The sequence below is a fragment of the Kitasatospora sp. NPDC085464 genome (assembly GCF_044541955.1).
Lineage (GTDB): Bacteria > Actinomycetota > Actinomycetes > Streptomycetales > Streptomycetaceae > Kitasatospora.
The window spans coordinates 156,845-179,793 of the sequence record NZ_JBITTM010000002.1 but is presented as its reverse complement, the minus strand read 5'-3'; the positions used below and the strand labels follow the sequence as shown (position 1 = coordinate 179,793).

Annotated in this window: 22 protein-coding genes; 11 read left to right on the top strand and 11 right to left on the bottom strand. The window is 72.1% G+C overall.

The features are described 5' to 3' along the window. Positions 1-45: 45 nt before the first annotated feature. The gene (locus tag ACIGG8_RS02515) at positions 46-1,782 is read right to left on the bottom strand and encodes an acyl-CoA dehydrogenase family protein (RefSeq protein WP_396545022.1); all 1,737 of its coding nucleotides are present in this window, start codon (positions 1,780-1,782) and stop codon (positions 46-48) included. Between the two features lie 202 nt (positions 1,783-1,984). On the opposite strand from ACIGG8_RS02515, the gene ACIGG8_RS02510 reads away from it, so the two are divergent. Further along, entirely contained in the window at positions 1,985-3,001 is a 1,017-nt protein-coding gene (locus ACIGG8_RS02510) for a ferritin-like domain-containing protein (RefSeq protein WP_350519783.1), read from the top strand. Between the two features lie 44 nt (positions 3,002-3,045). After that, positions 3,046-4,305 carry a beta-ketoacyl-[acyl-carrier-protein] synthase family protein gene (locus ACIGG8_RS02505; RefSeq protein WP_396545019.1) on the top strand — a complete coding sequence of 420 codons (1,260 nt, stop codon included), beginning with the start codon at positions 3,046-3,048 and terminating at the stop codon, positions 4,303-4,305. Between the two features lie 205 nt (positions 4,306-4,510). On the opposite strand, the gene ACIGG8_RS02500 is transcribed toward ACIGG8_RS02505, so the two are convergent. Further along, positions 4,511-4,846 (bottom strand): acyl carrier protein, encoded by a 336-nt coding sequence (locus ACIGG8_RS02500; RefSeq protein WP_396545017.1) that lies wholly within the window; start codon positions 4,844-4,846, stop codon positions 4,511-4,513. A 303-nt stretch (positions 4,847-5,149) separates the two neighbouring features. On the opposite strand from ACIGG8_RS02500, the gene ACIGG8_RS02495 reads away from it, so the two are divergent. Continuing rightward, positions 5,150-5,725: a hypothetical protein gene (locus tag ACIGG8_RS02495; protein ID WP_396545015.1), complete on the top strand. Its 576-nt coding sequence runs from the start codon at positions 5,150-5,152 to the stop codon at positions 5,723-5,725. A gap of 91 nt (positions 5,726-5,816) precedes the next feature. Here the strand turns inward: ACIGG8_RS02495 and ACIGG8_RS02490 are convergent, their stop codons facing one another. The 3 genes from ACIGG8_RS02490 to ACIGG8_RS02480 form a co-directional block, all read right to left on the bottom strand. Further along, on the bottom strand, positions 5,817-6,830 hold the full coding sequence (locus tag ACIGG8_RS02490) for a class I SAM-dependent methyltransferase (RefSeq protein ID WP_396545013.1): 1,014 nt from the start codon (positions 6,828-6,830) through the stop codon (positions 5,817-5,819). 67 nt (positions 6,831-6,897) lie between these two features. Then, on the bottom strand, positions 6,898-8,067 hold the full coding sequence (locus ACIGG8_RS02485; RefSeq protein WP_350519788.1) for a class I SAM-dependent methyltransferase: 1,170 nt from the start codon (positions 8,065-8,067) through the stop codon (positions 6,898-6,900). 213 nt (positions 8,068-8,280) lie between these two features. Next, positions 8,281-9,543 carry a helix-turn-helix domain-containing protein gene (locus ACIGG8_RS02480; protein ID WP_396545236.1) on the bottom strand — a complete coding sequence of 421 codons (1,263 nt, stop codon included), beginning with the start codon at positions 9,541-9,543 and terminating at the stop codon, positions 8,281-8,283. Between the two features lie 610 nt (positions 9,544-10,153). On the opposite strand from ACIGG8_RS02480, the gene ACIGG8_RS02475 reads away from it, so the two are divergent. After that, positions 10,154-10,606, top strand: a complete 453-nt coding sequence (locus tag ACIGG8_RS02475; RefSeq protein WP_350519790.1) for a GatB/YqeY domain-containing protein — start codon at positions 10,154-10,156, stop codon at positions 10,604-10,606. Between the two features lie 186 nt (positions 10,607-10,792). Here the strand turns inward: ACIGG8_RS02475 and ACIGG8_RS02470 are convergent, their stop codons facing one another. Next, positions 10,793-13,141, bottom strand: coding sequence for a transglycosylase domain-containing protein (locus ACIGG8_RS02470; protein WP_396545010.1), 2,349 nt, complete (start codon positions 13,139-13,141; stop codon positions 10,793-10,795). A 423-nt stretch (positions 13,142-13,564) separates the two neighbouring features. On the opposite strand from ACIGG8_RS02470, the gene ACIGG8_RS02465 reads away from it, so the two are divergent. Beyond that, positions 13,565-13,888, top strand: coding sequence for a WhiB family transcriptional regulator (locus ACIGG8_RS02465; protein ID WP_030240986.1), 324 nt, complete (start codon positions 13,565-13,567; stop codon positions 13,886-13,888). A 142-nt stretch (positions 13,889-14,030) separates the two neighbouring features. Here ACIGG8_RS02465 and ACIGG8_RS02460 read toward each other — a convergent pair whose 3' ends face one another. Together ACIGG8_RS02460 and ACIGG8_RS02455 are read right to left on the bottom strand one after the other, a co-directional pair. Beyond that, positions 14,031-15,200: an ArsA family ATPase gene (locus ACIGG8_RS02460; protein WP_396545008.1), complete on the bottom strand. Its 1,170-nt coding sequence runs from the start codon at positions 15,198-15,200 to the stop codon at positions 14,031-14,033. After that, positions 15,197-16,285 (bottom strand): ArsA-related P-loop ATPase, encoded by a 1,089-nt coding sequence (locus tag ACIGG8_RS02455; RefSeq protein ID WP_396545006.1) that lies wholly within the window; start codon positions 16,283-16,285, stop codon positions 15,197-15,199. The genes ACIGG8_RS02460 and ACIGG8_RS02455 overlap by 4 nt, the downstream gene beginning before the upstream one ends. A 214-nt stretch (positions 16,286-16,499) precedes the next feature. Here ACIGG8_RS02455 and ACIGG8_RS02450 point away from each other — a divergent pair, with 214 nt between their 5' ends. From ACIGG8_RS02450 to ACIGG8_RS02430, 5 genes are all read left to right on the top strand, one after another. Continuing rightward, on the top strand, positions 16,500-16,658 hold the full coding sequence (locus tag ACIGG8_RS02450) for a DUF4177 domain-containing protein (protein ID WP_094743074.1): 159 nt from the start codon (positions 16,500-16,502) through the stop codon (positions 16,656-16,658). After that, positions 16,655-17,122, top strand: coding sequence for a RidA family protein (locus tag ACIGG8_RS02445; protein WP_350519794.1), 468 nt, complete (start codon positions 16,655-16,657; stop codon positions 17,120-17,122). Before ACIGG8_RS02450 ends, ACIGG8_RS02445 begins: the two co-directional genes overlap by 4 nt. A gap of 64 nt (positions 17,123-17,186) precedes the next feature. Then, positions 17,187-18,053, top strand: a complete 867-nt coding sequence (locus ACIGG8_RS02440; protein ID WP_396545004.1) for an NUDIX hydrolase — start codon at positions 17,187-17,189, stop codon at positions 18,051-18,053. A 149-nt stretch (positions 18,054-18,202) separates the two neighbouring features. Next, complete coding sequence (locus ACIGG8_RS02435) at positions 18,203-18,376, top strand: hypothetical protein (RefSeq protein ID WP_350519796.1); 174 nt, start codon at positions 18,203-18,205, stop codon at positions 18,374-18,376. Positions 18,377-18,410: 34 nt separating this feature from the next. Continuing rightward, positions 18,411-19,241: an MBL fold metallo-hydrolase gene (locus ACIGG8_RS02430; protein WP_396545001.1), complete on the top strand. Its 831-nt coding sequence runs from the start codon at positions 18,411-18,413 to the stop codon at positions 19,239-19,241. Positions 19,242-19,398: 157 nt separating this feature from the next. Here ACIGG8_RS02430 and ACIGG8_RS02425 read toward each other — a convergent pair whose 3' ends face one another. Further along, positions 19,399-20,073: a Crp/Fnr family transcriptional regulator gene (locus ACIGG8_RS02425; protein WP_030240972.1), complete on the bottom strand. Its 675-nt coding sequence runs from the start codon at positions 20,071-20,073 to the stop codon at positions 19,399-19,401. Between the two features lie 183 nt (positions 20,074-20,256). Beyond that, complete coding sequence (locus ACIGG8_RS02420; RefSeq protein ID WP_396544999.1) at positions 20,257-21,273, bottom strand: DUF5937 family protein; 1,017 nt, start codon at positions 21,271-21,273, stop codon at positions 20,257-20,259. Between the two features lie 111 nt (positions 21,274-21,384). On the opposite strand from ACIGG8_RS02420, the gene ACIGG8_RS02415 reads away from it, so the two are divergent. Continuing rightward, positions 21,385-22,209 (top strand): isocitrate lyase/phosphoenolpyruvate mutase family protein, encoded by an 825-nt coding sequence (locus ACIGG8_RS02415; RefSeq protein WP_396544997.1) that lies wholly within the window; start codon positions 21,385-21,387, stop codon positions 22,207-22,209. A 61-nt stretch (positions 22,210-22,270) separates the two neighbouring features. Here ACIGG8_RS02415 and ACIGG8_RS02410 read toward each other — a convergent pair whose 3' ends face one another. Further along, a complete protein-coding gene (locus ACIGG8_RS02410) occupies positions 22,271-22,888 on the bottom strand; it encodes an RraA family protein (RefSeq protein WP_396544995.1) in 618 nt (205 codons plus the stop codon). Positions 22,889-22,949: the final 61 nt, after the last annotated feature.

Here is a 22,949-nt window from a genome sequence, read left to right as displayed (position 1 = left end):
TGCTGTTGTCCTTCCCGCCGTTCCGGCCCGGCCCGCCGGCCCTGCTCAGACCCGCGCGCCGTGCTCCAGCACGGCCTCCAGGCCGAAGTACCGCCGGCTGACCCGGCACTCCTCCATGACGGCCTCCAGCCCCGGCAGGTACGCCTCCTGCTCGTCCAGCACCACGTCCCGGTCCAGCCGCTGCAGCAGTCGCCGGAGCACCAGGACGAGCCAGCCCGCGTCCGGAGCGGAGCCACGGTTGTGCAGCCAGACGTGCACGCAGGAGGCGGCGGCGTGGAAGACGCAGTGGTCCTCCGCGGTGCGCGAGCCGGCCACCGAGGCCGCGTCGATGCCGTGCTCGGCGACGCGGCCGTAGAGCGCGGCCCGGCGGCGGTCCAGCTCGGCGACCGCCTCGGCCAGGTCGCGGGCCTGCCCGGGGGCGCACTCGGCCGCGGCCACCCGGTCCAGCCGCTCCACCGCGGTGCGCCAGCCCCGGGTGATCTCGTCCTGCCCGTTGGTCGCCAGGGCCAGCCTGTTGCCGTCCGGCTCCCAGACCGGGGCCTCGACGGACAGGTCGAACAGCCGCTCCAGCAGCTCCTCGGAGCCCTCGGCGGCCCGTTCCACGAGCGGGGCCAGCGCCGCCAGTTGGGTCGCGATGTTGAACAGGTTGACGTGCGTGGTGCCCTCGAAGATCGAGGTGATGCAGTGGTCCCGGCGGATCTTCTGGAAGGCGCCGGAGGCGACCAGCTCGCGCAGGTAGCCGCGTGCCGCGAGGACCTTGGACATCTGCTCCATGGTCTCCTCGCCGATCACCGGCACCAGGTACTTCACCACCGAGGACCAGAGCGCCAGCCGTGCCGGGGCGAGGGTCAGCGCCCGGGCCACCGGGATCGTCACGCAGTCGGCGACCAGCAGGTCCAGGTGCGCGTCGACGAGGTGCCGGCGGACCACCGGGAGGCGGTGGATCGCGGCGCCGTAGAGCCGGCGCTCGTGCGCGTAGTCCAGCCCGATCCGCAGCACGGCGTCCATGCTGCCGAGGGACATGCCGCCGATCGCGGTGCGGGTGATCTGCAGGGTGCGCACGGTGTCGATCAGTGCGCGGCCGGGCCGGCCGATGACCGCGCCGGCCGCGGGCACCCGGGAGCCGGTGAACCGGATGCCGCTCACGTCGTGGCCGCGCAGGCCGAGGGCGCGGACGATCGGCTTCGGCTCGACGCTGTCCGGGTCCAGCTCCCGCCGGTCGACGAGCAGCAGCACCGGTCCGCGCGGGCCCTGGGCCAGCACGGTGTAGAAGCGGGCCCGGTTGCCGTTGCCTACCGGCCACTTCTCGCCGTCCAGCACGTAGTCCTCGCCGTCGGGCACGGCGGTGGTGGCCGTGGTGGTGAGGTCGCTGCCGACCTCCGCCTCGGAGACGGCGAAGCACAGTTTGTCCCCGGCGGTCACCGCCTCGGCGATCCGCTTCTGCTGGTCGGGCGTTCCCCACAGCCAGACCGGCTGGCAGCCGAGCATGCTGGAGCCGAACATCACCGCCGTGGTCAGGTTCCGCCGGGCCAGCGAGCGGGTCACCGCGAGCACCGATTCGAGGTTGAGCATCCGCCCGCCGGCCACCGCCGGGACGAGGCGCTCCGGCAGGCCCCAGTCCAGGAGCAACTGCTCGGCGCCGGGCGGGACTTCACCGAGTTCCTCGTGCTCCACGACCTCGGCGAAGGCGAACGGGCCGGACGCGGCCAGCGGGTCGCCCAGCAGCCCCTCCAGCTCCGCGGTCAGCCGACGGGTCGGGCGGGGAACGGAATTCGGTTCCATACGACTGGCTCCTGTGCACGGGAATACGGAACGCCCAGCGTGTTCCGGTGCAGTGTCGTCAGGAGGTCTTCCGCATTTCCAGGCAGCGGCGCAGGCAACTCGTCATGCCTGCAAGTTGCCCAGTGAGTGCCTAGGTTCTGCGGGTTGTCCGTCCGAGAGTATCCGGTGTGGCAGTACGTCAATCCGAAGGAGCCCGGCGGCGATGAACACCGAATTCCACGACGAACGGGAAACCGTGCTGTTCACCCTGGACCGGACCAGGGAGAGTCTGATGGAGGTCGACGCCGCGTTCAAGGCCAATCTCAACTGGAACTACGGCGAGCGCAACAACCGGCTGTGGGCGCTGTACGAGAAGAGCAAGATCGCGCAGTGGAATGCCGCGACCGACATCGACTGGAACCACGAGGTCCGGTTCGGTGCGCTCCTGGACGAGGGCCAGAGCACCGGTCTGCAGAACTTCCGCGGGCCGGGCAGCCCGGTGCCCGAGGAGCTGATCAACCAGTTCCGCTGGGAGTACCTGTCCTGGATGATCAGCCAGTTCCTGCACGGTGAACAGGGCGCGCTGGTGACCACCGCCCGGCTGGTGGAGACCGTGCCCGACATGGAGGCCAAGATCTACGCGGCCGCCCAGGTCGCCGACGAGGCGCGGCACGTCGAGGCGTACGCCAAGTACATCGACGAGAAACTGGGCAACTGCTACCCGATCAATCCGGGGCTCAAGTCGCTGCTGCGCGACCTGCTCTCGGAATCCGACTGGGACATCGTCTACCTCGGCATGCAGGTGATCGTCGAAGGCCTCGCCCTGGCCGCGACCCGACTGGCGGGCACCGGATTCGGCGAGCCGATCATCACCCAGATCACCCGGATGATCGCCCGCGACGAGGCGCGGCACATCGGTTTCGGCGTGGTCTCGCTCACCGGAATGTACGAGCAGATGAACAGCAAGGAGCGCGCGGAGCGGGAGGAGTTCCTGCTGGAGTCGATCTTCCTGATGTCCCGCCGGTTCCTGCTGCGCGAGGTGTGGGAGCGCATGGAGCTGGACGTCGAGGCCGGCATCACCTTCGCGATGAACGACCCGATGATGTTCGGCTACCGCCAGCTGCTGTTCCAGCAGGTGATCCACATCCTGCGGCAGGTCGGCCTGCTCAGCCCGAAGCTGCGCGACCTGTTCCTGAGCGAGCAGCTGGCCAAGCCGGAAGCCTTCGTCGGCGTCAACTGACCCGGACGACGAGAACGAGGACGAGAACGAATCGGAGGAGCCGCGTGCCTGCGCAGCGCGACGACGTCGTCATCACCGGGCTCGGCGCCACCACGCCGCTGGGCGGCGACGCCCGGTCCACCTGGACGGCACTGCTCGACGGGGTCTCGGCGGCGGTCGCGATCACCGAGCCCTGGGCCGAGGGACTGCCGGTGCGGATCGCCGCCCCGGCCGCCGTGGAGCCGGGCCCGCTGATCGACCGGGTCCAGGCCCGGCGCACCGACCGTTCCGCGCAGTTCGCGCTGCTGGCGCAGCGGGAGGCCTGGCAGGACGCGGGCTTCAGCGCCGCCGCGGGCGCACCGGGGCACCCCGAACCGGACCGGCTCGCGGTGGTCGTCGGCAGCGGCATCGGCGGCCTGAGCACCCTGCTGCCGGCGCACGACCTGATCCGGGCCGGGGACACCCGCCGGGTCTCGCCGTTCACCCTGCCGATGCTGATGAACAACGCCGCGGCCGCGCTGTGCGCGCTGGAGCTGAACGCCACGGCGGTGGCCCACGCGCCCTCGACGGCCTGCGCGGCCGGCGCCGACGCCCTCGCGGCGGGGCTGGACCTCATCCGCCTGGGCCGGGCCGACGTGGTGGTGGCCGGCGGTACCGAGGCGGTCATCAACCCGATGGCGATCACCGCCTTCGCGGCGATGAAGGCGCTGTCCCGCAACAACGACGCCCCGGCCTGTGCCTCCCGGCCCTTCGACAAGAAGCGGGACGGCTTCGTCCTGGGCGAGGGCGCGGCGGTGCTGGTGCTGGAGTCCGCCGAGCACGCCCGGCGGCGCGGGGCCCGGGTCTACGCCGGGTTCGCCGGGGCCGGGGCGAGCGCCGACGCGCACCACATCACCCGTCCGCACCCGGAGGGCGAGGGGATGGCGCGGGCCATCCGGCGCGCGCTCGCGGACGGCGGGGTGGAGCCGGCCGAGGTCGGCCACGTCAGCGCGCACGCCTCCTCCACGTCGGTGGGCGACGCGGCGGAGGCGCTGGCGATCCGGACCGCGCTGGACGGCGTGCGGCCGGCCGTGTCGGCGGTCAAGTCGTCCGCCGGGCACCTGATCGGCGCCTCCGGCGCACTGGCCGCGCTGACCACCGTGCTGGCCCTGCACCACCGCACCGCGCCGCCCACCATCAACCTGGACGACCTGGACGACGCGATCGACCTGGACGTGGTCCGAGTCGCGCCCCGCCCGCTGCCCGCCGGTCCGCTGGCGGCGCTCACCCAGAGCGCGGGCTTCGGCGGGCACAACACCGTGCTGGCCTTCCGCGCCGGGGCGTGAGCCCCCCGCACCGCGCGCGAGGCGGCAAGGGGCGTGCGCCCGTAGCGGACGTGCGCCCGCTACCGGACGTGCGCCCGTACCGGGCATGAGTCCGCCCCCGGCCAGGTCGGCTCTCCTGGCCCGGGGGCGGTGGCGGGGCGTGCGGGTGGGTGCGGTGCGGTGCGGGGCGGGCGGGTGCGTGCGGTGTTCCCGGGCTGTCCCGCGGTCAGGACGCCGGAGGCCAGTCGCCGCCGAGCGGGACGACGATGGACTCCAGGTGGTCGACGGTCGGCAGCGCGCCCTCGCCCTCGTCCAGCAGCTCCCGGACGAGCTCGACGAGCTCGTGGACGGTCTCCAGCGAGGAGGCCCGCTCCTGGGGCAGGCCGTCGAACTCGAAGACGTCCTCGATGGTGAGGCCCAACTGGACCATCGCGAGCGAGTGGTAGCCCAGTTCGCTGACGAGCTTGGTGTCCGGACCGATCGGGTCCTTCTTGGTCGGCGCGATGAGGAGGACCAGCTGGCTGATCACATCAGGGATCTGGTCGGAGGCGATGTCGGTCATACAGGGATCGTCGCCGCGCGGGGGTCCGACATTCCAGGCATCGCCTCCGGCAACGACTCGGCAAGATCGCACCTTGGGTGACCGCGCCGACCCGGCGGGTGACCGGATTGCCGCCGGTTTGCCTGGGGACCGGCCGGGTCGGCCCCCTATGCTCGGAGCATGGGCATCCGTGCGCTCTCTGAGTCACCGTCAACAGTCTTGACGGTCAACCCGGTTGGGGCTCGGCGGCGGCGACTGCGGGGGGTCCGCCTGCCGCACGGCACGTGGCCCGACCATCACCCCTGACACCACCGAGGTGGCTCTATGACGCTGTTGGCATCCTGGGGATCCCTGGCCGCTCAGCCCTCGCCCGCGGACGACACGCTCTTCGCCGTGATCAACGTGGCGTTCATCGTCCTCATCACGGCGATCGTCCTCGTCTCCCAGTTCAGCGTCCGCGACGTCAGGGCCCAGACCTTCCTGTGGGTCGCGATGCTCGTGCTGCGCGGCTTCCTGCCGCCGGGCCCCGCCGAGGCGACGGCGACCAGCGTCGTCTTCCTGGTCATCGGCCTGGCGTTCTCACTGGTCTTCGGCTACTACCGCGGTCTGACGATGCCCATGTGGCGGGACCAGACCGGCCGGCTGCTGCGCAAGGGCGGCCGGACCACCGCCAAGCTGTGGGTGGCGAACCTGGCCGAGCGCCTGGTCGTCGGCGGTGTCGAAGCGGTGTTCTTCCACGGCCGGTTCAACGGCAACGGGGTCTGGCTCGGGGTCGGTGTGACGCTGGCCGTCCAGCAGGCCGTGATGATGCGCCGCGCTCCCGGCATCACCGAGGTCCGGCCCACCGGTCCGGGCCGCACCGTGCCCGCGGTCGAGCAGCCCGACGTCCGGACGAACTGACCGCGGGCCGTACCGGCCGGCCGCGGGCCGATTCACCGCGCGTAGCGAGAAGTGCTCCGAGGCCCACGGCCCCGGAGCACTTTCCGTGTCGTCAGTCGGCGAGCGGTTCGAGCTCGAAGATCGCGCTGTCCGCCGGGGTCACCACGCGGTGCGCCTCGACCAGGCGCCAGCCGCCCTCCTCGAACACCCCGTTCCACTCCTGGAGGGTCGGCAGGTAGGCACCCATCATGCGGTGCGCGACCTCGAAGCCCAGGGTGAAGACCGGGATCTCGGAGTCCGGGATGTCGGTGGTCATCGCGGTGTCGCCGAGCAGGAAGCGCTTGACGTTGGGGAACGCCTCGCGCAGCCCGCGCAGGGAGGTGACGCAGTTCTCCCGCGGCCAGAAGTCGTGGCCCATCAGAAAGGAGGTCAGGAGGTCGACGTCGGCGAACTCCGGGTGCGGCTGGGGGTTGGTGGCGTCGTCCTTGACGAAGGACACCTTGCCCTCGAAGCCGGCCTCCTTGGTCGAGGCCCGGGCCACGCCCAGCGCGCCCTCGGCGATGTCGATGCCGAGGCCGGTCGCGTCCGGGTTCTGCCGCAGCACGCTGATGATGCGCTCGCCGCTGCCGCAGCCGAGGTCGGCGATCTTGCGGAACCCGCCGACCGAGCCGAGGGCCTTCTTGAACACCGGGTCGAAGAAGTTGGCGTTGATGTCGCGGCAGGCGATCGCGATGGCGGCGGAGTCACGGCGGTAGAAGCTGCCGACCCGGTTCTCGTTCTTCAGTACGGCGGGCATGTCGGCGAAGAGCGCCGCGCAACCGCGGGACAGCCAGTGGTAGAAGGCCTTGGCGCGGTACACCTCGGCGAAGTTCACATCGGTGGTGATCAGGGTGCCCTGCCGCTGGACGACGCGGACGCTGGCCAGGGCCTGGAACATCCCCTCGACCGCGTACTGGTCGAGGCCGTTGCGTTCGGAGAACTCGGCGACGTCCAGTTTGTCCTGGTCCGCCAGCTCTTCGAGCGCCCCGGCCTCCCAGGCGGCACCGATCGCCGAGGAGGCGACGGTGGCGTTGAAGATGTCGGCGGCGGTCATTCTCGCCGCTCCGAGCACGAGGTTGTCGGTCACGTCCTGGTCCCCTCTGAGGAATGGAATCCGGCAGGCCGGACGGGAGGTCCGGCCGGGCTGGTGGTGATCACGGGCGCCGGGCGAGCAGGATCCGGTGCATCGGGGTGTCGACCAGCGCCGTCCTCACCAGGCCGGCCCGGTCGAGCCATTGGTCGTAGTCCGCCAGGGAGAAGGAGTCTCCGCCGCCGGTGACGAGCATCGACGCGGCGAACAGTCGGAAGAAGCGGTTCTGGATCGACTGGGCGTCGGTCTCGTCGTCCACGATGTGGTCGACGACGGCGACCACACCGCCCTCGCGCACCGCCTGCGCCGCCCGTCGCATGAGCTCCTCGGAGCCCTCGGCGGTCTGCAGGTGGAAGATGTTCACCAGGAGGACGAGGTCCTGACCGGTGTTCCACTCCTCGGTGAAGAAGTTGCGCTCCACCGGTTCGAACCGGTCCTGCACGCCCAGCCGTTCCGCCTGTCCGCGGGCGATGGGCACGATCCGCGGGTGGTCCAGGCCGGTGGCCCGCAGCCCCCGGAAGCGCTGCAGGAGCAGCTGGCTGTAGATGCCGGTGCCGCAGCCGACGTCGAGCATCGAACGGTCCGCCTCGCCCTTCCAACCCTCCTCTTCCGCAAGGAGGTTGGCGAGCGATTCGACGATCGGCGGGGCCCAGAAGTTGATCCCGCGGGCGACCTGCTCGTAGTCCTCGGCGGACAGCTGGTTGGCCTGGTAGTCGCCGTCCGCGCCGCGGGCGGGCCGCTTGACGTGGTCGGCGAGGTTGCGCCACACGTCCCAGCCGATCGCCCGGTCGTAGCCGATCCGGCCGGCCAGGCTGTAGAGGCCGCCGGGCAGCAGGCACTCGGCCATGCCGTCCACCAGCCGGTAGACGTCCTGACCGTCCTCGGTGCGCACCCGCTGGACGATCTCGTAGCAGTACAGGCCGTCGAGCAGCACCCGCAGGCCGTGGGCGTCGGCGTCCAGCCGGGCGGCGAGGTCGGCCGGGGTGGCCGGTCCGTCCGCCAGGGCGACGAAGACGCCGAGGTCGAACGCGGCCTCGATCATGCCGGGCGCGAACATCGCGATCAGGTGTTCGTAGACGCGATGCGAGGCCCGGACGACGGCGCCGTCCCGGGGATCGCCGATCAGTTTCGAACCGTCCACCAGGGGCGCCACACCGGTGTCCGGCAGCGGAGTGTTCTCGTCCGACGTTTCGCCGGTTCTGTCGTCGTGGACGGAGGCGTCTATCGTGGTCATCGATCCCCATTTGCGCTCAAGGCATTAAGCCGGGCAGTGCTGAATGACCCGCGGAGGAGTTTCCCGAATGGACCGGAGAAATTAACCCGTCGATTCGATCGAATTCGATCGCCCGTCGGCCGGGTCGCACCCGGAACCGATTCCGGGCACGACAGTGCGGCCGACGCGACGGAGAACGCCCCGACGAGCGGACGGTGTGCGTGCGGGCCGGCCTCAGGCCGGAATGGCGTTGACGTACTCGCGCATCATCCGGGGGACCCGGTACGCGTACTGGTGGCCACGTTTCACCTGGACGACGGAGAAGTCCACGAGATCGGCCAGCACATCGATATTGCGGGAGGGCTCCCGGCCGCCGTCGACCGGTTCCTGCCGGACATCGTCGATGGAGAATTCATCGGGAAAGCGGGAGAGTTGTCTGAGGGCCCGGCGCTGCCGGTCGTCGAGGAGTCCGTAGGCCCAGGCGAGGCTGCGGTGCAGCGAGCGGTGGTGGGACAGCCCGCCCACCTCGTCCTGACCCAGGATCGGCAGCACCTGGCACTCGTCCACCAGGACGTGCAGGGGCACCGAGCGCATCCGGAAGGCGGCGTTCTCGATGGCGAGCGCGAGACCGCCCAGCCGGCGGCAGAGCTCGACCACCTGCGGCATCTGGTCGCCGAGGTCCAGCGTCGGGACGACGGAGTGCACCCGGCGGCAGAACAGCTCGGCGGCGGGCGGGCAGCCGTAGCTGCCCTCGGGGTAGTCGACGGACAGGGGCGACACCTCCCACAGGTCCGCCGGGATGGAGGCGGGCGCCCGCAGCGAGGTGATCAGGATGTGGAGCGCGGGATGCCGCTCCAGCATCATCCTGACCTGCCTGGTCACCGCGCCGATGACGTGCTCGGCGTTGTCGATGACGACCATCATCTGCAGTTCGGGGTTGGTCCTCGGGTCCCGTTCGTAGCCGTGCAGCAGGGTGTCGAGCGAGCGCTGCACCTCCGCCGAGGCCGCGGCGGCGTCGACGCTCTCGGGGGTCACCGAGCCGAGTTCGAGCACCACCACGCCGTCCCGGAAGCGGTCGAGCAGGTGCGCGGCGGAGTCCAGGGCCAGCCGGGTCTTGCCCACGCCGGCCGGGCCGGTGAGCACCAGCGGCCGGCCCGGCCGGAGGGTGGTCACCACGTGCAGCAGGTCGGCCTGGCGTCCGACGGTGATGTCCGTCTTGGGGCGCAGCCCCTGCCACCGGGCATTGTCCGGGACCTCGACGACGTTGGTCAGCAGACCGGGCTCCAGGCGGGAGGAGAGCATGCCGGTCGGGGTGCCCGGACGGGCCACGTGGGACATCAGCGTGTCCTGGCTGGTCGCCGCGGACAGCAGGGCGCCGACCAGGAGTTCCACGGAGCTGCGCCGCGGATTCTTGATGGCCCCGGTTTCCAGATTCCTAATGGTCCGCACACTGACATTGGAATGCTCGGCTAACTGCTCTTGGCTCCAGCCGACCATCTTCCGTTGGGTTACTAACATGGAGCGAAGCTGATTGTTGTCCATTCCCCCGCGCTTCCTGCTGTTGTGAGCAGAATTCAAGTCAGAACTTAACACGCCGACTTGCGGCGCCAATCACTCCAGGACGATCATTACGTGCCGCGCGGTCATGGCGGAGCGCATGCGAGAGCGCCCGCGCCGAGCGTGGGTCGTGATGTGTCAGAACCGTGGAAAAATGAGTCGAGGACGTTCCGCTGCTGCTCGGGAGCGGCCTTTGAGGGTGAGGTGACCACAGCCCGTTAGGCTACTCAAGCTACATGTGAACGAGTGTACTACGCGGACTATTTCTGCGAACCTGCCGCTACGTTCGATTTGCCCCTTTTGACACCGGCAACTCCCCGGTGCCCCCGGCAATATCCGGCTGTTCTGCCGAGAGTATGCAGGCATTGTCGGCCAGGTTGGCCGGATCACACTGCCCCTTCCCGGCCGTGATCGACCGTCGGGCCGGCGGGGCGTCAGGCGACGACCGCCCGCTCTTGACACGGCATACTCGTTCACCTGCGCAGACCGCAGTGGATACCCGGTGGAAACCTGGTTGAGACCGCCCACAGCCGAAGGATAAGAAGAGGAAATGACAACGCTCAAGGAGCAGCTGCAGGAGGACCTCACGGCTGCCATCAGGGTCCGGGACGAGCTTCGCGCGTCCACCATTCGGCTCACGCTGGCCGCCGTCACCAGCGAGGAGGTGGCGGGCAAGCAGAAGCGCGAGCTGTCCGACGCCGACGTGCTGAAGGTGATCGGCCGCGAGGCGAAGAAGCGCCGGGAGGCCGCCGAGGCCTTCGACGGGGCGGGTCGCACCGACCAGGCCGCCCGGGAGCGGGCCGAGGGTGAGGTGCTGGCGACCTACCTGCCCAAGCAGCTCTCCGACGAGGAGCTCGCCGCGATCGTGGCGGACGCCGTGGCCGAGAGCGGCGCGACCGGCCCGCAGGCGATGGGCGCCGTGATGAAGCTGGTGAAGCCCAAGGTCGACGGCCTGGCCGAGGGCGGCCGGGTCGCCGCCGCCGTGAAGGCCGCGCTGTCCTGACCGCGGACCGCCCGGGTCCGTCGGGTCAAGCCGGCTCTGGCCGGAATCGAGCGGCCCTGTAGGGCCCGCGAGGGGCTCCCGCGGCCCCGACGACCCGTCACCCGGCAACACGACGTCGAAGGGGCGCCCTCCGAACCGGAGGGCGCCCCTTCGTCACTGCTGCGCGGCTCGTGCCGGGTGGCGCGGTCAGCCGTTGCCGTTGCCGCCGCCGTGCCGGCCGCCGTTCCCGCCGCCGATCATCCCGGGCGGGAAGGTGAACCCGCCGCCGATCATCCCGCCGGGACCGCCGCCCCCGGGACCGCCGCCCCCGGGGTTGCCGCCGCCGGGGTTGCCGCCGCCCTGCGGCGGCGGGGGGTTGCCCGCGGGCGGCTGGGGGTTGGGGTCGGCCGGCGGGGTGGCCGGCTGCGGGTCCGGGATGTCGACGGTCTGGATCGGCTCCATCGGCGTGCCCTGGAGCGCCTGGTTCATCGCCATCTGCCAGATCGGGCCGGGGCCGTCGGCGCCGAACACCTCGTCGAAGTGCTTGCCGCCGATGTTGATGTTCTTCATCTTGACGCCGCCGGCCGGGCCGCCGAGCCAGACCGAGGTGGCCAGCGACGGGGTGTAGCCGCTGAACCAGGCGGCCTTCTTCTCGTCGGTGGTACCGGTCTTGCCGGCGATCTTGCGGCCGCCGTCCAGGCCGAGCGCGGCCGCGGTGCCCTTCTCGGTCACGTTCAGCAGGACGGTGTTGAGCTTGTCCGCGGTGTCCTCGGAGAAGGCCTGGCTGCACTGGGTCTGCGGGACCTGGAGCTCCTTGCCGTCCACCGTGCTGATCTTGTTGATCGCGATCGGGGTGCAGTACTTGCCGCGCGCGGCGAAGGTCGCGTAGACGTTCGCCATGGTCAGCGGGGAGAGCTCCAGGGTGCCCAGGACCATCGAGGGCACCTCCCGGAAGGCGTCGCCCTTCGCGGACTGGGTGATGCCCAGCTTGTTCGCCATCTGCTTCATCGCGCAGAGGCCGACCTGCTGCTCCATCTGCACGAAGTAGGTGTTGACCGACAGCGCCATGGCCTGCTTCAGCTGGTACGGGCCCTTCTCGGACTCGGACTCGTTCTTGACCGTGGCCTTCTGCTCGCCGGGCGCCGGGACGTTCTTCCAGGTGCCCGAGCAGGTGGACATCTGCGGGTAGTCGATCTTGTTCTCGGACGGGAACGCCTGGGTCGGCGACATGCCCGACTCCAGCGCCGCCGCGGCCAGGATCGGCTTGAAGGTCGAACCGGTCTGGAAGCCGTTGCCGCCGCCCATCGAGGCGTCCACGTTGAGGTTGACGACGGTCTGGTTCTTGTTCGAGTCCAGGCCGTACGGGCGGGTCTGGGCCATCGCCAGGATCTTGCCGGTGCCCGGCTCCATCATGGTCGCGGCCGCCGACACCTGGTCGGTCACGTTGACCTTCTTGGTGACGGCGTTCTGGGCCGCGGCCTGCTTGTCCGGGTCCAGCGTGGTGTAGATGTTCAGGCCGCCGGTGTCCCAGAGCTTCTTGCGCTCGTCGGCGCTCTTGCCGAACGCCGGGTCCTGCTTGACCACGTGGCGGACGTAGTCGCAGAAGAAGCCCATCCCGGCCTGGGCGGTGATGCAGCCGTTCTGCGGGTCCTTGTACTTCAGGCCCAGCGGGGCGGCCTTCGCCTCCTTCGCCTGGTCCGCGGTGATGTGCTTGTTCTCCAGCAGCTTGTCGATCACGACGTTGCGGCGCTTGACCGTGTTCTCGGGGTAGCGCACCGGGTCGTAGGACGAGGGGTTCTGCACCATGCCGGCCAGCGTGGCGGCCTCGGCGATGGTCAGGTCCTTGTTGCTCTTGCTGAAGTAGCGCTGGGAGGCGGCCTCGACCCCGTAGGCCTGGTGGCCGTAGAAGGTGATGTTGAGGTAGTTGGTGAGGATCTGGTCCTTGCTCAGGTCCTCCTCCAGCTTGATGGCGACCTTGAGCTCCTGGATCTTGCGGCCCAGGGTCTTGCGCTGCGCCTCCAGGACGGCGGCCTGGTCGTCGCCGGCCTTCTCCACGTTGACGTTCTTCACGTACTGCTGGGTCAGCGTCGAGGCGCCCTGCGAGGCGGTGCCGCTCTCGGCGTTCTTGCTGGCCGCGCGGAGGATGCCCTTGAGGTCGACGGCGCCGTGCTCGTAGAAGCGGGCGTCCTCGATGTCCACCTGGGCGTGCCGCATGAACGGCGACATCTGGTCGGCGGTGAGGACGGTGCGGTCGCGCTCGTAGACCTTGGCGATCAGGCCGCCCTTGGCGTCGAAGATCTGGGTGGCCTGGGTGAGCGGCGGGGTCTTGAAGTCGTCGGAGATGTTGTCGAAGCTCTCCGCCGTGTCCTTGGCGGTCAGCCCGATGGCGCCGACGGCGGGCAGGGCGAGTCCTGCCAGCAGGACTCCGGAGAGCACGCTGACGCCCAGGAACTTCACGCCGTTGCCGACGTGCTCCAACGGTGATCCGCCGCTGCCGCCGCGCGGAGCTCCGGTGTTGCCTGGGGGCTGGGATGCCTGTGGGCGCTTCGGTGCCATGGGGAGAACCCTACGTCGCGGATTCCCGTACATAGGGGCACGTGTTCGCCTAGGCTTGTCACAAGCTTGGTACAGCTTCGGTGCGTCAGCATCATTCACTCTTGTGGGCGAGGAGAGTTGCCCGAATCGCCCGGGAATGTCCGGGCTTTGAGGCGGCTGGGGCCTGCTGTGCACGGGTGAACGGTTGCGCTCCGTGATGACGCCTGCGGCGAGAGTGGGGGCTCCGCGCTTGGCAAGGTGTGCGACCTGCGATCACTCCAACGAGTGAGCTGACCGATACCCATAGTCCAATCGGGTCATTCGAGATTGAGCCCGAAGGGGCTGTTGCAAGCTGTCGTTCTTCCGTAACGTCCTCAACTGGCAACGGTGAATATGCCGTTGCCGCCGTGGGGGAGCCTCGATACGGGAGAGGACGGCGCCGGCATGGGCTGGGTTGACGACTGGAGTGCGCAGGCCGCCTGCCGCACGAGTGATCCGGACGAACTGTTCGTCCAGGGGGCGGCGCAGAACCGCGCGAAGGCGGTGTGCAGCGGCTGCCCGGTGCGCACGGAGTGCCTCGCGGACGCCCTGGACAACCGGGTGGAGTTCGGGGTCTGGGGCGGGATGACGGAGCGCGAGCGCCGGGCGCTGCTGCGCCGCCGCCCGACGGTCATCTCGTGGCGGAGGCTGCTGGAGACGGCCCGCACCGAGTACGAGGAGTCCCTCGCGACCGGTGTGATACTGACGGACTACGCCCAGGCGGGCTGAGCCGGGGCACACCGGCTGCACAGGCCGAACCGGCCGTACCGGGGGGTCCGGGCCGGTCGGCCCCGGGCGGGCGCCCACGCCGCACCGCCCGAGCCGTCCGACGGCGTTCCGCGCCGTCCCACGTCCTACGTCGTCCGCCGTCCTAGGCCGTGTTGCTGAGCCGGTCGCCGATGGCCCGCAGGCCGTCGAGGTCGTGCACGTCACCCGGCAGCGCCGGGACCTCCACGATCGGCACGTCCGGGTAGACCGAGACGAAGCGGTCGCGGGTGCGGCGCTCCCGCCCCATGATCTGCATCCGCTCGGCGTGCAGCCGCAGCAGCCCGGCCGCGAGCAGCTCCGCCTCCGGCGAGGAGTGCTCCGAGCCGTTCTCCTCCAGTGCCTCGGCCGCCGCCAGCGCCCGCTCCGCCGTGAGCTGCGGGGCGCCCGAGCCGTGCACCCGGTTGAGCACCAGCCCGGCCAGCGGCATCCGGTCCGCGGCGAGCCGGTCCACGAAGTACGCCGCCTCGCGCAGCGCGTCCCGCTCCGGCGCGGCCACCACCAGGAACGCCGTGCCCGGCGCCTTGAGCAGCTGGTACGTACGGTCCGCGCGCTCGCGGAAGCCGCCGAACATCGAGTCCATCGCGCTGACGAAGGTCTGCACGTCGGTGAGCAGCTGGGCGCCGAAGATCTTGCCCAGGGCGCCGGTGAGCAGGCCCATCCCGGCGTTCAGGAACCGCATGGCGCTGCGCCCGCCGACCTTGGCCGGGGCGGTCAGTATCCGGATCACCCGGCCGTCCAGGAAGGACCCGAGCCGGTTGGGCGCGTCCAGGAAGTCCAGCGCCGAGCGCGACGGCGGGGTGTCCACGACGATGAGGTCCCACTCCTCGGCGTCGCGCAGCTGCCCGAGCTTCTCCATCGCCATGTACTCCTGCGTGCCCGCGAAGCCGGCCGACAGGGACTGGTAGAACGGGTTCTCCAGGATCGCCCGGGCCCGTTCGGGCTCAGCGTGGGCCAGCACGACCTCGTCGAAGGTCCGCTTCATGTCCAGCATCATGGCCTGGAGCTCCCCGTCGCCGGCCACCCCCTTGACCACCCGGGGGGTGTTGTCGAGCTCGGTCAGGCCCATCGACTGGGCGAGCCGGCGGGCCGGGTCGATGGTCAGCACCACGACCTTGCGGCCCCGTTCGGCGGCCCGCAGGCCGATCGCCGCGGCGGTGGTGGTCTTGCCGACGCCGCCGGAGCCGCAGCAGACGATGATCCTGGTCCCCGGATCGTCGATCAGCTCGTCCACCGCGAGCCGCTTCCCGGTGCTCCGCACCCCGTTCGAGGTCATGCCGCCCCCTGCCGCTTCAGGTCGCCCGCCAGCCGGTACAGTCCGCCGAGGTCCACGCCCTCGCCCAGCAGCGGCAGTTCGTACGTCGGGATCCGCAGCTGCTGCAGGTCGGCGCGCTGCGCGCGCTCCAGCTCGACCCGCTCGGCGTGCTCCCTGGCCTGCTCCAGCAGCGGGTCGATCAACGGCTCCACCGCCGCGCGGACCGTCTCCGGCTTGCGCGAGCGGCCGCCGAGCCCGGCCTCCCCGAGCGCCAGCGCGACCTCCTCGCGGTGGTTGCCGTCCACCGCGGCCACCGCGGCGGCGTCCAGGACCGGCGGGCGGACCATGTTGACCATCACCCCGCCCACCGGCAGCTTCGCCTCGCGCAGCTCCGCGATGCCGTCGACCGTCTCCTGCACCGGCATCTCCTCCAGCAGGGTGACCAGGTGCACCGCGGTCTCCGGGGACTTCAGCACCCGCATCACGGCCTGCGCCTGGGTGTGTATCGGGCCGATCCGGGCCAGCCCGGCGACCTCGGCGTTGACGTTCAGGAACCGGGTCAGCCGTCCGGTCGGCGGGGCGTCCATCACCACCGCGTCGTAGCGGCGCCGGCCGTCCGGGTCCTTGCGCCGGGTCGCCTCGCAGGCCTTGCCGGTGAGCAGGACGTCCCGGACGCCGGGCGCGATGGTGGTGGCGAAGTCGACGAAGCCGACCTTCTGCAGCGCCTTGCCGGCCCGGCCGAGCTTGTAGAACATCTCCAGGTATTCGAGCAGCGCCTGCTCGGTGTCGATCGCCAGCGCGAACACCTCGCCGGGCTGCGCCGCGTCCGCGGGCGCCTCCGCGGCCGGGAGCCCCAGCTGCCGACGGGAGACCGAGGCGATCCGGCGCTCCTCGTAGGGCAGTGCGGCGATCCCGAACAGTTCGGCGATGCCCTGCCGGCCCTCGACCTCGATCAGCAGGACCCGACCGCCGTCGGCGGCCAGCGCCAGGGCCAGCGCTGCGGCCAGCGTGGTCTTCCCGGTGCCGCCCTTGCCGCTGACCACGTGCAGCCGGACGCCCTCCCAGTCGGGGTCGCGCCGGTCCGCCTGGCCGGGGGTGCGTGCCACGCTCCGTCTCCGTCCGTCTCCGTCCTACGGGCGTCCCCTCCTGACGAGGGTGGCCCCTCGCCAGGGTGCCCTCCCGCGAGGGTAACCAGGGACCGCGCCGGATGCCCGGAGCACCTGGGGTTGCCAGGCCTGATCATGCCCTCTTTGTGCCCCACCTCACACGCCGCCCGCCACGCGGCGCCGATCCCCGCGGCGGCTCGTCTAGAGTCTGGCCATGACCAAGTGGGAATACATGACGGCGCCCCTGCTCGTGCACGCCACCAAGCAGATCCTGGACAACTTCGGCGAGGACGGCTGGGAGCTCGTCCAGGTCGTGCCCGGTCCGAACCCGGAGCAGCTGGTGGCCTACTTCAAGCGGGAGAAGAACGCATGAGCGCCGTCGAGTCGAAGCTCGCCGAGCTGGGCCTGACCCTGCCGCCGGTGGCCGCGCCGGTCGCCGCGTACGTGCCGGCCCTGCAGTCCGGCGAGTTCGTCTTCACCTCCGGCCAGCTCCCGGTGGTCGAGGGCAAGCTGCCGAGCACCGGCAAGGTCGGCGCCGAGGTGTCGCCGGAGGAGGCCAAGGAGCTCGCGCAGATCTGCGCGCTGAACGCCCTGGCCGCCGTGAAGTCGGTGATCGGCGACCTCGACCGGATCGAGCGGGTCGTGAAGGTCGTCGGCTTCGTCGCCTCCGCCCCCGACTTCACCGGCCAGCCCGGCGTCGTCAACGGCGCCAGCGAGCTGCTCGGCAAGGTGCTCGGCGCCGCGGGCGTGCACGCCCGCAGCGCCGTCGGTGTCGCGGTGCTCCCGCTGGACGCCCCGGTCGAGGTCGAGCTCCAGGTCCGCGTCAAGACCGTCTGAGTCCCGATCACGAAGGCGGGATCGGCCCTGGCCGAGCCCGCCTTCGTGCGCTTAGCATCCGGGCATGGACCATCGAGCAACGACGCTCCCGATGCCGCCCGGTTGGCCTGCCCGCATCCGGGCGGTCGACTCCGGCGTGCTGACGCCGCCGGTGCCCAGGCAGGCGGCCACCGTCGTGCTGCTGCGCGACGCCGACGCCGGGCCGGAGGCCTACCTGCTGCGCCGGCGCACCTCGATGGCCTTCGCGGCCGGGATGTACGCCTACCCGGGCGGCGGGGTGGACCCGCGCGACGCCGAGGTCGAGCCGGGCTGGGCCGGGCCCCCGCCCGAGGAGTGGGCGCGCCGCCTCGGGGTGGACGTCCGGACCGCCCGGGCGGTGGTCTGCGCGGCCGTCCGTGAGACCTTCGAGGAGGCCGGCGTGCTGCTGGCCGGCCCGGACGAGCGGAGCGTCGCCGCGCCGCGCGACTGGACCGCCGAACGGGCCGCGCTGGAGGCGCACGAGCTGTCCTTCGCCGAGTTCCTCCGGGACCACGGCCTGGTGCTGCGCAGCGACCTGCTGGGCGGCTGGGCGCGCTGGATCACCCCGGAGTTCGAGGAGCGGCGCTACGACACCTGGTTCTTCGTGGCGGCCCTGCCGGCCGGCCAGCGCGCGGCGCTGGAGGTCGGCGAGGCCGACCGGGTCGCGTGGCTGAGCCCGGCCGAGGCCGTCCGGGGCCACCAGGAGGGCCGGTTCGGCATGCTGCCGCCGACCGTGACGGTGCTGCGCGAGCTGTCGCCGGTGCGCACCGCCGCCGAGGCGCTGGCCGCGGCCGCCGAGCGCCGGCTGGAGCCGGTCCTGGGCCGGGCCGAGGTCCGCGGGGACCGCATGACGGTCCGCTGGCCCGGGTACGACGAGCTGACCATCGACGGGGAGTTCCCCGAGGACTCCTGAAGCCGTCCGCCCGCGCCGCACCACCACCGGCGGGGACGGCCGGCCCGGGGAGCGAATCCCCGGGAAGCCTTGTCCGCAGAGGACCCGTCCGAAGAAGATCCATCCGAAGAAGATCCGCCGCACCACCGCAGAGAAAGGACCGACGCCCGATGACCCACAACGACGTGGCTCGCCGGACGGCACCCGAGATGCCCGCCCGCCGCCTGAACCCCCGTACCCCGGCCTGTGACAGCCCGGTCCCGTTCGTCGAGGTGGCGCAGCGCGCCCTCGTCCGGGCACTGCCGCTGCGGGCCCTCCAACGCGACGCCGAGGGCGGCCGGTGAGCGAGCAGCGCGAGCGATTCGTCGAGGTGGGTGCATGAGCCTCCTGCCGGGTGACCCCGCCGCCGTCGTCGGCGGCGAGGCGACCTCCCGGGCGCTGTGCGTGCTGGCGCCGAACCCGTCGCCGATGACGCTGGACGGCACCAACACCTGGCTGCTCTCCGAGCCCGGCTCCGACCTCGCCGTGGTGATCGACCCGGGCCCGCTGCACGAGGAGCACCTGCGCCGGGTGATCGACCTCGCCGAGGAGCGGGGCAAGCGGATCGCGCTGACCCTGCTCACCCACGGTCACGCCGACCACTCCGAGGGCGCGGCCCGGTTCGCCGAGCTCACCGGCACCGAGGTCCGGGCGCTGGACCCGGCGCACCGGCTGGGCTCGGAGGGCCTGGTGGGCGGCCGGCGCCTGGACGTCGGCGGCCTGGACCTGCGGGTGGTGGCCACCCCCGGCCACACCTCGGACTCGCTGACCTTCCACCTGCCGGACGACGGCGCGATCCTCACCGGGGACACCGTGCTCGGCCGCGGCACCACGATGGTGGCCCACCCCGACGGCCGGCTGGGGGACTACCTGGACTCGCTGCGCCGGCTGCACACGATGGCCTCCGAGCACGGTGTGCGGACCGTGCTGCCCGGGCACGGCCCGGTGCTCGCGGACGCGCTCGGCGCCGTCGACTACTACCTGGCGCACCGGGCCGCCCGGCTCGCGCAGGTGGAGACGGCGGTCGAGGCGGGTCTGCGGACCGCTCCCGAGGTGGTGGCGCGGGTCTACGCGGACGTGGACCGGGCGCTCTGGCCGGCCGCGGAGCTGTCCGTCCGGGCCCAGCTGGAGTACCTGGAGGAGCACGGGCTGACCCCGGAGCTCGACTGACCCCGTAGCTCGACTGACCCCGGCGCCCGGTCGGCCCCGGAGCCCGATCGACCCGGGCCGCTCCCGGAGCGCGGCCGGGAGGCCCGTGAACGCCGAAGGGCTCGTGAACGCCGAAGGGCCCGTCCGTCCGGACGGGCCCTTCGGCGTGTTCGGGGCGTCAGCGCGAGCGGCGGGACAGCCGCTCGACGTCCATCAGGACCACCGCGCGCGCCTCCAGCTTCAGCCAGCCGCGGCCGGCGAAGTCGGCGAGCGCCTTGTTGACCGTCTCGCGGGAGGCGCCGACCAGCTGGGCCAGCTCCTCCTGGGTGAGGTCGTGGGCGACGTGGATGCCCTCCTCGGACTGCACGCCGAAGCGGCGGGAGAGGTCCAGCAGGGCCTTGGCGACGCGGCCGGGCACGTCGGAGAAGACCAGGTCGGACATCACGTCGTTGGTCCGGCGCAGTCGGCGGGCGATGGCCCGCAGCAGCGCGATGGAGACCTCGGGGCGGGCGTGCAGCCAGGGCTGCAGGTCACCGTGGCCCAGGCCCAGCAGCTTGACCTCGGTCAGCGCGCTGGCGGTCGCGGTGCGCGGGCCCGGGTCGAACAGCGACAGCTCGCCGATCATCTCGCTGGGGCCGAGGACGGCGAGCATGTTCTCGCGGCCGTCCGGGGATGCGCGGTGCAGCTTGACCTTGCCCTCCGCGACGACGTAGAGCCGGTCGCCCGGGTCGCCCTCGTGGAACAGCGACTCCCCACGGGCGAGGGTGACCTCGGTCATGGAAGCGCGCAGCTCGCCGGCCTGTTCGTCGTCGAGTGCCGCGAAGAGTGCGGCGCGCCGCAGAACGTCGTCCACGTGCTTCCTCCTTCTCGGCCGTACGGCGGGTGGGCCGTCCGGCGCAAGTTCCGTTCAGTGTTCTGCATCACCAAGCATGGCGCATGTCGCTCCGATCATATGAGGAGGGGGTGTGCCGAGGTGTGCCGTGCGGGGCCATTCGTACCGGTTGGTCATGGGGCGGGGCGGGCTGCGGGAGCGCCCTCACGTGCTCCTGTCGCACTCCTGTTCGTTCTGATCGAACAGCGAATCGCCGATCGCGGTGCGGGCGTGCAGGACGGCGTGGCCCGCCCGGTGGGCGCTGGTGAGGCCCGCCGTGCGCAGCGCGGTGAGGTGCTGCGAGGCCCCGGCCGGGGAGAGCCCGGTGCGGTCGGCCAGCTCGGTGGTCGAGGCCGGGGAGTCCAGCTCGGCCAGCAGCCGGGCGCGGGAGCGGCCGAGGACGCCGGCCAGCGCGTCCGTGCGGGCCGCCGTGCCCGCCCGGCGCTCCCAGAGGGCGGCCGTGCCGCGTGCCGGGTAGATCAGCTGCGGCGGGTCGGGCGGCAGCACCCGGGTGAGCACCCGGGGCCAGGCGAAGGCCGAGGGCAGGAGCAGCAGCCCGGAGCCGGCGGTCAGCCGGGTGACCGCGCAGTGCCGCTGCTCCAGCAGCAGTGCGGTGCCGTCCCAGCGGACCGTGTCGTGCAGCTCGTCCAGCATCCGCGCGGTGCCGTGCTCGGCGGCCTGCCGGGAGCGGTGGAAGACGTCCGCCGAGAGCAGCGCCCGGATCCGGGCCCAGTAGGGGGCGAGCGCCAGCTCCCAGTACGCCCGGAGGTCGGCGGCCAGCCGGGGCAGCTGGGCGGCCGGGTCGCGGTGCAGCGGGGCGAGGACGGCGGGCAGCCGGCCGCCCGCCTCGGCGGCCATGATGTCGAGGTCGGCCCGGACCTGTTCGGCGCCGGTGGCGGTGATCGCGGCCAGTTCTTCGGCGAGCGTGGGGGAGTGGCCGGCCGGGGCGGGGTTGAGGAAGTCCGGCAGGTGGCCGGTGGGCGGCACCAGGGCGGCCAGCCGGTCCATGGTCGGCGCGGCGGCGGCCAGCCGCCCGCGGACCTCCGCGGCCCAGCGGCGGTGCAGCGCCGGCGCGGGGTGCCGCGCGAGGGCGCGCAGGCTGGTCACCACCTCCTGCATCGGGGAGACGGCGAACCTGGTCAGAGCCAAGTCCTGCGCGGAGAAGTGCAGTTCGGATCGCATGCGGCCCCCTCCGGGAAAGATTCAGCCTCAGCTTAATCACTGGTACGGGTGGGGGAGCCGGGCGCAGGATGCCTGCGTCCCCACCGATCCGTACGAAAGCCGGTGACACCCATGTCCACCACCCCCGAGTCCCGCGAGCGGGCGCTGCGGCTGCGCGAACTGGTCACGGACGGCGGGCTCGTCCTGCCCAACGCCTGGGACGCGGGCAGTGCCGCCGTGATCGCCTCGGCCGGCGCCCGGGCGGTCGCCACCACCAGCGGCGGCGTCTCCTGGTCGCTCGGGCACGGCGACGGCCAGCGCCTCGGCCGGGCGGCCGCGGTCGAGGCGGCCCGCCGGATCGTCGCCGCGGTGGACCTGCCGGTCACCGTCGACGCCGAGGGCGGGTACGGGCCACTGCCCGCCGACGTGGCCGAGACCGTGACCGCGCTGGTCGGGGCGGGCGCCGTCGGCGTCAACCTGGAGGACTCGACGGTCGTCGGCGGCCCGCTCTTCCCGGTGGCCGAGCAGGCCGAGCGGCTGCGCGCGGCCCGTACGGCGGCCGCCGCCGCGGGGCTGCCGGAGCTGGTGGTCAACGCCCGGACGGACGTCTTCCTGTTCGGACTGGGCGGGCTCGACGACGTGTTGGTCCGGGCCGAGGCCTACGCGCAGGCGGGCGCCGACGGCCTGTTCGTCCCCGGGCTGCTGGACCTCGACGCCCTCACCGAGCTGTGCCGGCGCTCGGCGCTGCCGGTGAACGCGATGGCCGTCCCGGGCGGGCCGAGCGTCGCCGAACTCGCCGCCACGGGGGTGCGGCGGATCAGCGTCGGTACCGGCCTGGCCCAGCTCGCGTACACCGCGGCCCGCCGCGCCGCCGTCGAACTGCTCGGCGCCGGGACGCTGACGCAGCTCGACGGGGCGCTGGGCTTCGGGGAGCTGGACGGGCTGTACCGGGGCTGACGGCGGCCGGCCCACGGCGGCCGACGTGCCGCAGCGCCGCCGTGGGCCCGGTCGCCGCGGGTCAGCCCTGGAAGCCCAGCTCGGCGAGGGTCCGCTCGATCCGGTCGCGGTGCTCCGCCGCCCACTCGTCCAGGGTCTGGGCGGCCTCCTTGGCCAGCTTCGCCCGGGCCGCCTCCAGGACCCGGTCCCGCTCGGCGGCGGGCACCGCCACGACACCCTCCTCGTCGGCCACCACGATGTCGCCGGCCGCCACCAGCACGCCGCCGCAGCGCACCGGGGCGCCGTGCGTGCCCAGCGCCTTCTTCGCCCCGGGGATCGGGATGACCCCGCGGGCGAAGACCGGGAAGCCCGCCTCCCGGACCTCGCCGAGGTCCCGGATCAGGCCGTCGGCCACGAAGGCCACCACGCCCCGGCGCTGCGCCACGGCGCACACGTTGCCGCCGGCCAGTGCGTAGTCCAGGTCGCCGGACTCGACCACGATCACCGAGCCGGGCTCGGCCCGGTGGATCGCGGCGTGCAGCATCAGGTTGTCCCCGGGCGGGCACTGCACGGTGAAGGCCGGGCCGGCCACCCGGGGCATGCCGTCCCAGAGCGGGCGCAGGCCGATGTCCATGACCCGCTCGCGGCCCAGGATGTCGGCCAGGGTGGTGGTGGGGATGTCCTTGAAGTCCGCGTCCATGCTCCCTCGTTCTCCGCTCGTCGGTTCGTCGGTTCGTCAGTTCGTCAGTTCGACGATTCAT